Origin of the sequence: Burkholderia guangdongensis (assembly GCF_013403875.1) — a bacterium.
GTDB lineage: Bacteria > Pseudomonadota > Gammaproteobacteria > Burkholderiales > Burkholderiaceae > Burkholderia > Burkholderia guangdongensis.
The window spans coordinates 26,375-37,215 of the sequence record NZ_JACBNX010000034.1 but is presented as its reverse complement, the minus strand read 5'-3'; the positions used below and the strand labels follow the sequence as shown (position 1 = coordinate 37,215).

Below are 10,841 nucleotides of genomic sequence, written 5' to 3'. Positions count from 1 at the left end.
GAATGAGGTGCGAGTCAGCGGATTTCATACGGGCCCGCAGCGGCACGACCGCCTGCAACAAGGCCGGATATAGAGCTGCAGCCCATCCTGTCTGTCGGAACACACGAAAACTGTTGCAAACGGGACGCGTTCATATAGACGGAATCATGAAACAGATCGATCTGAAGATTGCGATTGTCGGTGCCGGCATCGGCGGTCTGACACTGGCGCTCGCGCTGCGCGAGCATGGCATCGACGCGCAGCTCTACGAGCAGACCGATGAGCTGCGCGAAGTCGGGGCGGCCGTCGCGCTATCGGCCAATGCCACGCGCTTCTACGATCGCATGGGGTTGCGTACGGACTTCGATGCGGTGTGCGCGGAAATCCCCGGCCTGATCTATCGTGACGGGCGCAGCGGCGCGGTCATCGGACATCATCGCGGTGAACCCAGCTATCGCCAGCAATTCGGCGGCGCGTACTGGGGTGTTCATCGTGCCGATCTGCAGGCCGTACTGTCGAAGGCGGTTGGCCTCGAGCGCATCAACTTGAGCCATCGGCTGGTCGATCTCGCGCAGCACCCGGACCGCGTGAGTCTGGCCTTCGACAACGGTCAGCGTATCGAAGCCGATCTCGTGATCGGCGCCGACGGCGCGCGCTCGATGACGCGGCGCTGGATGCTTGGCTATGATGACGCGCTGTATTCGGGCTGCTCGGGCTTTCGCGGCGTGGTGCCGGCCGAGCGCATGGATCTGCTGCCCGATCCCGAGACCATCCAGTTCTGGATCGGACCGCACGGCCATCTGCTGCACTATCCGATTGGCGACGATGGCGACCAGAATTTCCTGCTGGTCGAGCGTCATCCGTCGCCGTGGCCGTCGCGCGACTGGGTCATGCCGGCTACCGAGGGCGAGCAACTGCGCCTGTTCAAGGACTGGCATCCGGCCGTGGTGCAGATGATTACGGCCGTACCGATCAGCCAGCGCTGGGGCCTGTTCCATCGTCCTCCGCTCGGCCGCTGGAGCAGGGGCCGCGTGACCCTGATCGGCGATGCGGCGCACGCGCTGGTGCCGCACCACGGCCAGGGCGCCAACCAGTCGATCGAGGATGCCGTCGTGCTGGCCGCGCAACTGGCCAAGGCCGGGCCGGACCATTGGCGCGATGCGCAGGAAGCCTACGAGCGCCTGCGCCGGGGCCGCACGCGCAAGGTGCAGTACGCGTCGATCACCACCGCGGACGTGCTGCACCTGCCCGACGGGCCGGCCGCTCAGGTGCGTAACGCTCGCCTCGGCGCGCGAGACAGCGTGCTGCATCACCTGGACTGGATTCACGATTTCGACGCGCTCACACAAGAACCGAGCGAGCGTCAGGGTGGCACCTGGCTTTGATCTCGTCCGAGCCCGAGGTCACAACGTGTTCTGGATCAGCTGGATGGGCGGAATCCGATAGCCGCCCTCGAGGAGCGCCGCTTTCAGAAGATACGCGCGCAGGATCGGCACGAAGTCGCCGGCCGCCAGCGCCGTTGCCGATCCCTGTGTCAACGCTCGTTCGGGAATGCGTCGCCGAACATCGGATGGCCGCCTGCGGATTCGCCGCGCGTCGCTTCGTCCTGCAGCACGTCCCAATGCTCGACGAGCTTGCCGTCCTCGATTCGCAGAATGTCCACGCCGATCAGCGCGGCAGACCCCGTCGAATGGCTGTATCGGCTGTGCACCCATACGTAGTCGCCTTTGGCAGCGACCATGTCGTACTCGAAGCGCGAATCGCCAAACGTGCGGACCAGGCCGAAAAGCCCGTCGCGCCCGGCTGGAACCAGCCGGCTGTGCTGAACGTAGGATTCGGACCAGAACTGCGCGGCCTTCGCGTAGTCCCTCTTGTTGAACAGCGTGTCCAGCGCCTCGAGAACGAGCGCGGTGTTCCTCTCTTCGAGTGTGGAAGCCATGATGTGCACTCCGGTCGGTTGATTGGATAGGTTTCCTGAGCGAATCGTTGCTTATTCGACGGGAATCGGATTGTCGGCGATGAACTGGTTGAACTGCTCGACGAACGCATGCTCGTTGGGGCCCGCGTTGTCGCGCAGCGGTCTGGCCGCGTCGACGATGACCTCGGTGGTCGCGGTTTCCAGCAGCTTCAGCGTTTCGGCGATGAACGCGTCGACGGGCATCGCGCGCGGGTCGCCGCTCTTGTGGACGAGATCCGTGTCGACCCACGGCGGCGCGATCTCGAGCACGCGGACGCTCGTATCGCGCAGCGCGAAGCGTTGCGACAGTGTGTACGAGTGAATCGCGGCCTTGGTGGCCGAGTACAGCGCGGTCGCCGCGAGCGGCACGTAAGCGAGCACCGAGCTGTTGTTGATCAGGGTCGCGTCGGGCTGCCGCTTCAGATGCTCGATGAAGGCGGCGCTCACGCGCACGGGCCCGAGCAGGTTCGTGTCGACGAGACGGACGGCCTGCTCGTCGTCGAGCGGACCGCCGGCGTCGTCGAACGGCATGATGCCCGCGTTGTTGATCACGACGTTCAATGCCGGATAGCGCTCGATCAATCGCGCGGCGACTTCGCGAATCTGCGCGGCGTCGCCGATGTCGAGCTCGACGGTATCGATGCCGGGATTCGCGTTCGCGATCTCGTCGAGCAGCGCTTTGCGCCGTCCGGCGACGATCACCTTGTTGCCGCGCTTGCCGAGGGCTTCCGCCAGTGCGCGGCCGATGCCCGACGTTCCGCCGGTGATGAATACGGTGTTTCCGCTGAGTTTCATGATAGGGGTTCCTGATTGAAATGGATCGGGTGCGGGTGGGGTATCCAGCGCTTATCGCGCCGTCGCATATCGCGGTGCGGGCACGGCGGTCGACAGATGCGGCGCCATCGTTCGACGCGCGGCTTCATACGCGTCCCACTCTTCGCCGGCCTGCAATGACGGGATCGTCACGAGTTCGCGGCGGTCGAAGCCGGTCAACGCCGCGTCGACCATGTCGGTGGCCGACATCACGATTTCCTTCGGCAGATGCTCGAGCGGGAGGCCGCCGGTCTGCCAGAAATCGGTCGCGGTTGCGCCGGGCAAGACGGCCTGCACCTGCACGCCCTTGCCGGCGAGTTCGTGGTGCAGCGACTGGCTGAACGCGAGCACGAAAGCCTTGCTGCCGCCGTAGACGCCGTTGAGCATTTCCGGCGCGATCGCAACGATCGACGCGATGTTGATGACGGCCCCGTTGCCGCGCGCGACGAAGCCCGGCACAGCCGCATACGTGAGCCGGGTGAGCGCGGTGACGTTCAGGTCGATCATCCGCGTCATCGCGTCGACGTCGGTGTCGAGCAGCGGCGTGTGCGTGCCGACGCCCGCGTTGTTGACCAGCAGCGTGATGCTGGCGTCCTGTTTCAGTTTCGTCTCGACGCTGGCGAGCGCCGCGCGCTTGCCCAGGTCCGCGTCGACGATTTCGACGCTGCGGTGCGTGTCGTTCGTGATGCGGTCTGCCTGGGCGATCAGCCGGTCGCGGTTTCGCGCGACCAGAATCAGGTCGTAGCCGCGGCGTGCCAGCCGGTCGGCGTAGACTGCGCCGATGCCCGACGATGCGCCGGTGATGAGGGCCGTGCCTCGATGTGCTTGGGTCATGATGTCGCTCCGTTCCGAAGGTTGTCGATGAATGCGTGACTGCATTCTGGCTCCGTGTCGGTGAGACGGAAATGACGTATATGGGTATGATTCAGGACATGGCTTGACGGAGAACGGACATGCACCGGATCGGCTTTCTGCTCAGCGACGGTTTTCAGATCATGGCGCTCGCGCCGCAGTCCGTGTTCGAGTACGCGAACATCACGGCGGGCGACGCGTTCTACACGCTCGACAACTACTCGGTTGCCGGCGGCGAGGTGCGCTCGTCGCTCGGCATCGCGGTCGCGACGCGACCGTTGCGGGGGCGGATCGACGTGGACACGTGGATCGTCGCCGGCGTCAACGATCCGCTCGGCTCACCGGCGTCCGACGGGATGCTTGCGTTCCTGCGCAAGGCGAGCCATCGCGCGAGGCGCATCGCCGGGATCTGTACCGGCGCTTTCGTGCTCGCGGAAGCGGGCTTGCTCGCGAACCGGCGCGCGACGACGCACTGGGCGTTCGGGCGCGAGATGCAGACGCGCTTTCCGGACATCCGCGTCGAGGACGACCGTATCTACATCGTCGACGGTCCGATCTGGACGTCCGCCGGCATGACGGCCGGCCTCGACCTGGCGCTCGCGATGGTGGAAAAGGATCTGGGCGCGGAAACGGCCCGATCGGTCGCACACAAGCTGGTCATGCATCAGCGCAGAGCGGGCGGGCAGTCTCAGCACTCCGAAATGCTGGACCTCGCGCCGAAGTCCGATCGCATCCAGAATGCGCTGAACTATGCGCGCCAGAATCTGAGCCATGCGTTGACGGTGGAGGAGTTGGCCGAGGTCGTTCATCTGAGTCCGCGCCAGTTCAGCCGCGTGTTCACGCCCGAAACGGGGCAATCTCCGGCCAAGGCCGTCGAAGGATTGCGACTTGAGGCGGCGCGGCTGATGATCGAACGCAGCCGGCACCCGCTCGACGTCATTGCGAAAGAAACGGGCTTTCGCGACCGCCGTCACATGCGCGAGGCCTTCATGCGCGGGTTCGGGCTTCCGCCCCAGGCGGTCCGGCGCGACGCGCGCATGGAGGCCTGAATCGCCGATGCCCGCCAAGGTGCGCGTTCATTGCGCACGCGTTGGCTTTTGACGAGATGTCGGGGGGAGCGGCCGACGCGGGCGGTCGGCCGCGTTTGGCGGCGAATTCACTTGCGCTTGGCGTTCAGCGGCGAATACTCGCTCGTTCGCGACAGCGCATGCATGCTGCCGGATTCCGATTTCACGGTGCCGTCGCGCCCATACCCCGACACGTCGCCTTGCGCGGCATCGTGACGGCTGTCGACGATCGCCTGGGCGCTCCGCAGGCTTTCCGGATAGAAATAGTCGCTCGGATCGTACCCGGCCTGCTTGAGTTCGCGGAGCTCGGCACGAACCTGGGCGCGGGTCAGCGGGCGATCCACCTGCGCGAACGACAGGGTCGGAGCGGCGAGCGTCAGCGCGATGGCGACTGCTTGAATCAGGGATTTCATGATGGCGACCTCCAGGATGATTGGCATGACGACACGAGCGATGTCGATGAATGCAGTCTAGGTCCGGGGGAGGGCTGGATAAATGCCTCGCACGCCAATGCAATGTTCCGTGGACGACAACAATGCGTGGACAGGTCGAAGGGATTTTTCCCGCTGCCACAAAAGAGCGTTGTCTGCGGTCGGCTTTCCGGCGCCGATGTCGCGGCATACAGTCGTGTCACCGCCATGGCACGCATTTCAGAGCCGTTTCATGTCCGACGATCGTCCAATCCCACCGTCCGAATACGAAATGACGCGCGAGCGCCTCGCGCGGGGCGCGCTGCTGCACGCGCTGCGCGCGAACCCGCCGGCCGGCATCACGGTGAGGAGCGACGCGGAGCTGGACCGGACGCTGCGCGCGACGCTCGATCGTCACGATCGCGGCCAGGATCTCCATGTATTCGGCTACGGATCGCTGATGTGGAATCCGGCGCTCGACGTTGCCGATACGTTCGTCGCGCGCGTGGACGGCTGGCATCGGCGATTCTGCCTGCGGCTGATCATCGCGCGCGGCACGCCCGAGCAGCCCGGCGCGATGCTCGCGCTCGACCGCGGGGGCGCGTGCAACGGCGTGCTGTACCGGATCGATGCGGCGAAGGTCGAAGCCGAACTGCGGCTGCTATGGCGGCGCGAGATGCTGGCCGGCTCGTACGACCCGCGATGGATTGCCGCGACGGCCGGCGGCCGGAAGATCCGGGCGCTGACGTTCGTCGTCAACCGCACGCACGACCGCTATCTCGGCGGCGCGTCGCTCGACCACGTCGCGCACCTGATCCGCACGGGCAGCGGGCCGCTCGGCACGTCGCGCGCGTATTTCGACGCGACCGTGCAGACGCTCGAGCGCCTCGGTCTTCGCGACGCCGGCATCGAACGCCTGCGGCGCGCGATTCGCGACGCGGACGCGGCCGGCGGCGGAGCGTGACTGTGACCGTGACCGTTACCGGCGTTTAAGCTGCTCGTCGCGCTCGAACAGCTCGACGATCCAGTCGATGAACACGCGCACTTTCGCGCTCAGATAGCGGTTCGGCGCGTAGATCACGTGCACCGGGTTGGCCGGCGGCTGCCAGTCCTCGAGCAGCGGCACGAGTTGTCCGGCGGCGACCGCGTCGCGCACCGAGTATGCGGGCGCCTGGATGATGCCGAGGCTGGCGAGGCCCGCGGCCAGATACGCGTTCGTGTCGTTCACGACGAGGCGATGGTTCAGCGTGAGATCCCCTTTCTGATCGTCGTGCGAAAACCGGAACGACAGCGAGCGCCCGCCGCGCGACGGGATCATGCCGACGGTCGGCAGCTCGCGCAATTGATCGGGCGACGTCGGCGTGCCGTGCGTGTCGAGAAACGCCGGTGTCGCGCACGTCGTGAAGCCGAAGCTGCCGATCTGCCGCGCGACCAGAAACTGCTCGTCGACCTCGCCGGCACGGATCGCGCAATCGATGCCCTCGGCGATCACGTCGGAGCGCTTGTTGCCGATGTCGAGTTCGATCTCGACGTCCGGATACATCCGGTAGAAGTCCGCGAGCGCCGGCACGAGCACCAGTGTGCCGATCGCGGCCGCGGTATCGACGCGGATTCTGCCCGACGGTTTCGCGCGCGCATGCGTGGTCGACGATTCGATGTCCGCGAGGTCCGCCAGCAGGCGCACGACGCGCTCGTAGTAGATCGCGCCTTCCGGCGTGACCGTCAGCGAGCGCGTCGTGCGGTACAGCAGGCGAACCTTCAGGTCTTCCTCGAGCTTCTGGATGAGCCGCGTCACCGTCGCGTTCGGCAGATCGAGGGTGTCGGCCGCCTTCGTGAACGTCCCGGCTTCCACCACGCGGACGAATACGTTCATCGCAGCGATGCGGTCCATGATGCGCGGCTCCATTCGATGGGGGAGACGCCATTAGACCGCAATCTCGATGCCGGCTGCTAGCACCCGTGGGAAGCCATCGCAGGACGCGGAAGGCGTTACGCGGGGCGGCGCGCGACGATCAGCCTGGCGGTCTGGTTCTGCACGACTTCGCCGCGCTGATTGATCGTTCTGGAGCGCAGCACCAGCGTGCCGAGATGCGCGCGCGAGCGGGACGGGACCAGCTCCACGACTTCGCTTTCGACGTGCAGCGCGTCACCGGGGCGCGTCGGCATCTTCCATTCGATCTCGCTGCCGGCGCCGAGCGCGCCGTTGGCCAGCTTCGGGCCGCCGCCGCTGAGGAGCAGCCGCATCGTGATCGCCGCGGTATGCCAGCCGCTCGCGGCGAGCCCGCCGAACATCGTGCCGCGCGCGGCCTCGTCGTCGAGATGGAACGGTTGCGGATCGAATTCCGCGGCGAACCGCTTGATGTCGGCGGCGCTCACTTCGTGTGTGCCGCTGATGAAGGTGTCGCCGACGGTGAGGTCGTCGAAATAGAGGGGCTGCGGGTTCATGAGCGTGTCCGTTGCGGATGGAAGGGGGCCGGGCGGCGTCGCGGATGCGCTGTCGTTCGGGGCTTGACGCCACTGTAGGGAACGCGCGGGAGCGGAGTAAGAGGGGGCGGACGAATGCGGCTTTGCTGATTGATCAATAATCGGCGACGCGTCGTTCGGCGCCGGGTGCGGATTATTGCTCCGCGCGAAAAGCCGCATTGAGCCGGCGCCCCTGTGGGCGCGACGCGCGCGTTCCTAGAATGAACGCATGATGACGTTCCGGCCCGACGTGGCCGCGTCGATGGCCGGGCCGAACGGATCCCGGGCGCGCGTGACGAGAAAGGTGAAACTGGCGGAGGTGAAGATGGACACGATCGCAATCGAAGGGAGCCGCGCGAGCGCGACGGCGCCGGACGCGCTGGCCGAAACCGTTCGGCACGTCTGGCACGCGAAGGACGGCACGCCGGTGCTGGTGCGGGCGATCGAGCCTGACGACTTCGCGATCGAGCGCGACTTTGTCTGCGGGCTGTCGAAAGAGAGCGGCTATATGCGGCTGATGTCGGGGCGCGAGCCGACCGCCGACGAGATGGTTCGCTGGACCCATATCGATTGGCGGCGCGAAGGCGCGGTGATCGCGGCGGTCCGGCTCGATGGCCGAGAACGGCAGATCGGCGTCGCGCGCTACGCGATGAACGACGGCGAGTTCGACACCGCCGAATTCGCGATCGTGATCAGCGATGCGTGGCACGGGCGCGGGCTCGGCGGCGAACTGCTGTCGAGTCTGATCGATCTTGCCGCTCGGTCGGGGGTGAAGCGACTGTTCGGCACGACGCTGAGCGAAAACCACGCGATGATCGGACTGGCGCGGCGTTTCGGGTTCACGGCGTATCACGAACGGGGCGCGGCGTTCATCACGGAGTTGACGCTCGACTTGCATTCGCGATCGCCGGCAGCGGCGAGTTGACCGCCAAGCGCTGCCGCTGCCACAGCGGTAGACTGGAGCCGTGCCGTTCGAGGGGACGGCGACAAGAAGCAAAAACGCAAGCAAAACGGGAAATAACCCCGTAAGAATGATAAGGAAAACAACACATGAACCATCTGTTGCAAACGGGTGAGATCGCAGCGCTGTACCTGGCCGTTCCGCTGGCGATCGCGGCGCTGTTCTGGGTCGCCGGCATCATCCGCTATATCCCGAACGATCGTATCGGCGTCGTCGAGAAGCTCTGGAGCCTGCGCGGCTCGGTGAAGACCGGGCTGCTCGCATTGCAGGGGGAAGCGGGCTTTCAGCCCGAGTTGCGGCGCGGCGGCTTCCATTTTTTCGCGCCGTTCCAGTATCGCGTGCATATCTACTCGATGGTGTCGGTCACGCAAGGCAAGATCGGCTACGTGTTCGCGCGCGACGGACGCGATCTGCCGGCCGGACAGACGCTCGCCGACAATTCGGCCGTCAGCGATTTCCGCGACGTGAGCGCGTTTCTCGCCGGCGGCGGCGAGAAAGGTCCGCAGCGCAAGGTGCTGCGCGAGGGCACGCACATCATCAATCCGGCGCTGTTCGTCGTGATGACCGAGGAGGCGACGTATTCGCTGTCGCTCAACACGCAGGAGAAGGCCTATTACGGCAAGATGCGCGAGCTCCTCGACGAGCGCCGGGCGTTCTCGCCGGTCGTCGTGAAGAGCGCCGAAGGCGAGCACGACTCGGATCTGCTCGCGATCGTGACCGTGCAGGACGGCCCGGCGCTCGTGAAGGACGAACTGCTCGCGCCCGACGTCGGCGAAGTGCACAACTCTTATCAGGAGCCCGAAAAGTTTCTCGCCGCGGGCGGCCGCCGGGGCCGGCAGGAGCGCGTGCTGGTGGAAGGGACGTGGTACATCAACCGTCTGTTCGCGACTGTCGAATTCATTCGCAAGACCGTCATTCCGGTCGGCTACGTCGGCGTCGTCGTGTCGTACACGGGCCGTCGCGGCGACGATCTGTCCGGTAGCGAATACAGCCACGGCGAGCTGGTCGCGAACGGCTGCCGCGGCGTATGGCGCGATCCGCTGATGCCGGGCAAGTACGCGTTCAACACGTATGCCGGCAAGATCGAGCTCGTGCCGACCACGAACTTCGTGCTGATGTGGAAGTCGGGCGAAAGCGGCTCGAACTTCGATTCGAACCTGCGCGAAATCACGTTGATCACGAAGGATGCGTTCGAGCCGCTGCTGCCGCTGTCGGTCGTCGTGCACATCGATTACCGGAAGGCGCCGATGGTCGTGCAGCGCTTCGGCAACATCGCGCAGCTCGTCGAGCAGACGCTCGATCCGATGGTGTCGTCGTACTTCAAGAACGTGTCGCAGACGAAGACCTTCATCGAGCTGATCCAGTCGCGCAGCGAGCTGCAGGTCAATGCGTCGAACGACATGCGCGAGCGCTTCCGCGCGTATTCGCTCGAATTCGAAGAGGTGCTGATCGGCACGCCGAAGGCGCAGCAAGGCGACGTGCAGATCGAGAACATCATGGCGCAGCTGCGCGATCGCCAGATCGCGCGCGAGCAGGTCGAGACGTTCGCGCAGAAGCAGATCGCCGCCGACAAGGAGCGCGAGCTGAACGAGGCGGAGCAGCGCGCGGCGAAGCAGAAGGAGCTGACGGGCTCGCTCGTCGACATCAGCATCAAGGAGAACCAGGGCTCCGCGAGCGTGAAGGCCGCCGAGAAGCGCCGGCAGGAGATCGAGGCGCTCGCGCACGCCGAAAAATTCAAGCAGGAAATGGAAGGCTCGGGCCGCGCGTCGGCGATCCGTTCGGTCGGCGAGGCCGAAGCGTCGGCGATCAAGGCGAAATCGGAAGCGCTGCAGGGCGACGGCGCGGACAAGCAGCTGATGCAGACGGTGATGCTGCGGCTCGCGGAGGCGTTCGAGGCGTCGAAGGTGCCGCTCGTGCCGCAGATCCAGCTCGGTGGCGGCGCGGACGGCAACGCGTTTTCGACGCTGATGTCGCTGATGAGCTCGCTGAAGGCGGTCGAGCTCGCGCAGGTGCATGCGCGGCCGGACGGCGCGCTCGGCAATCAGATCTCGGTCGGCGATTCGCGCGCTTGATGTCCGCGCGCGCGTCGACCCGTTCGTCCACGCGCGAACGCGCGCCGCGCGTGTTGCAGTGCGCGAAAACGCAACGATTGAAACGGGGGCGTATCGATGATTCGGCATGCTTGCACTGACATTTTGTCGGACAAAAGCGATTCCGCTGTGTGTTTTCATCGCTGAAACGATATACCGCATTGCAGCAAAAAACATGCATCGACACGCACCCGCGCGTTCGATTCCGGACTGCCGATACGACGGTGCCGGAGCCGGCGCGCGGCTCGC

At 65.7% G+C, this 10,841-nt stretch carries 12 protein-coding genes; 5 read left to right on the top strand and 7 right to left on the bottom strand.

What is annotated here, in order from left to right; all coding sequences use genetic code 11:
* The first annotated feature begins 146 nt into the window (after positions 1-146).
* Complete coding sequence (locus tag HZI36_RS25275; RefSeq protein WP_179405404.1) at positions 147-1,364, top strand: FAD-dependent monooxygenase; 1,218 nt, start codon at positions 147-149, stop codon at positions 1,362-1,364.
* A gap of 18 nt (positions 1,365-1,382) precedes the next feature.
* Here the strand turns inward: HZI36_RS25275 and HZI36_RS27265 are convergent, their stop codons facing one another.
* Genes HZI36_RS27265 through HZI36_RS25260 form a run of 4 tightly spaced genes read right to left on the bottom strand, consistent with a single transcriptional unit; the run spans position 1,383 to position 3,583 of the window.
* Positions 1,383-1,517, bottom strand: coding sequence for a hypothetical protein (locus tag HZI36_RS27265; protein WP_281376655.1), 135 nt, complete (start codon positions 1,515-1,517; stop codon positions 1,383-1,385).
* Positions 1,514-1,918 (bottom strand): nuclear transport factor 2 family protein, encoded by a 405-nt coding sequence (locus HZI36_RS25270; protein WP_179405403.1) that lies wholly within the window; start codon positions 1,916-1,918, stop codon positions 1,514-1,516. Before HZI36_RS25270 ends, HZI36_RS27265 begins: the two co-directional genes overlap by 4 nt.
* Before the next feature lie 51 nt (positions 1,919-1,969).
* Positions 1,970-2,731, bottom strand: a complete 762-nt coding sequence (locus HZI36_RS25265; RefSeq protein ID WP_179405402.1) for an SDR family oxidoreductase — start codon at positions 2,729-2,731, stop codon at positions 1,970-1,972.
* A 51-nt stretch (positions 2,732-2,782) separates the two neighbouring features.
* Positions 2,783-3,583: an SDR family NAD(P)-dependent oxidoreductase gene (locus HZI36_RS25260; protein WP_179405401.1), complete on the bottom strand. Its 801-nt coding sequence runs from the start codon at positions 3,581-3,583 to the stop codon at positions 2,783-2,785.
* A 119-nt stretch (positions 3,584-3,702) separates the two neighbouring features.
* Here HZI36_RS25260 and HZI36_RS25255 point away from each other — a divergent pair, with 119 nt between their 5' ends.
* Positions 3,703-4,650 carry a GlxA family transcriptional regulator gene (locus HZI36_RS25255; RefSeq protein ID WP_179405400.1) on the top strand — a complete coding sequence of 316 codons (948 nt, stop codon included), beginning with the start codon at positions 3,703-3,705 and terminating at the stop codon, positions 4,648-4,650.
* Between the two features lie 107 nt (positions 4,651-4,757).
* On the opposite strand, the gene HZI36_RS25250 is transcribed toward HZI36_RS25255, so the two are convergent.
* Entirely contained in the window at positions 4,758-5,081 is a 324-nt protein-coding gene (locus HZI36_RS25250; RefSeq protein WP_179405408.1) for a DUF4148 domain-containing protein, read from the bottom strand.
* Between the two features lie 289 nt (positions 5,082-5,370).
* Between HZI36_RS25250 and HZI36_RS25245 the strand changes: the two genes are divergently transcribed.
* Positions 5,371-6,042, top strand: a complete 672-nt coding sequence (locus HZI36_RS25245) for a gamma-glutamylcyclotransferase (RefSeq protein ID WP_246327218.1) — start codon at positions 5,371-5,373, stop codon at positions 6,040-6,042.
* 15 nt (positions 6,043-6,057) lie between these two features.
* Here HZI36_RS25245 and HZI36_RS25240 read toward each other — a convergent pair whose 3' ends face one another.
* Positions 6,058-6,969: a LysR family transcriptional regulator gene (locus HZI36_RS25240; protein WP_179405398.1), complete on the bottom strand. Its 912-nt coding sequence runs from the start codon at positions 6,967-6,969 to the stop codon at positions 6,058-6,060.
* A gap of 98 nt (positions 6,970-7,067) precedes the next feature.
* On the bottom strand, positions 7,068-7,523 hold the full coding sequence (locus HZI36_RS25235) for a MaoC family dehydratase (protein ID WP_179405397.1): 456 nt from the start codon (positions 7,521-7,523) through the stop codon (positions 7,068-7,070).
* A gap of 343 nt (positions 7,524-7,866) precedes the next feature.
* On the opposite strand from HZI36_RS25235, the gene HZI36_RS25230 reads away from it, so the two are divergent.
* Together HZI36_RS25230 and HZI36_RS25225 are read left to right on the top strand one after the other, a co-directional pair.
* Positions 7,867-8,466: a GNAT family N-acetyltransferase gene (locus HZI36_RS25230; RefSeq protein ID WP_179405396.1), complete on the top strand. Its 600-nt coding sequence runs from the start codon at positions 7,867-7,869 to the stop codon at positions 8,464-8,466.
* 125 nt (positions 8,467-8,591) lie between these two features.
* A complete protein-coding gene (locus tag HZI36_RS25225; RefSeq protein WP_179405395.1) occupies positions 8,592-10,574 on the top strand; it encodes an SPFH domain-containing protein in 1,983 nt (660 codons plus the stop codon).
* Positions 10,575-10,841: the final 267 nt, after the last annotated feature.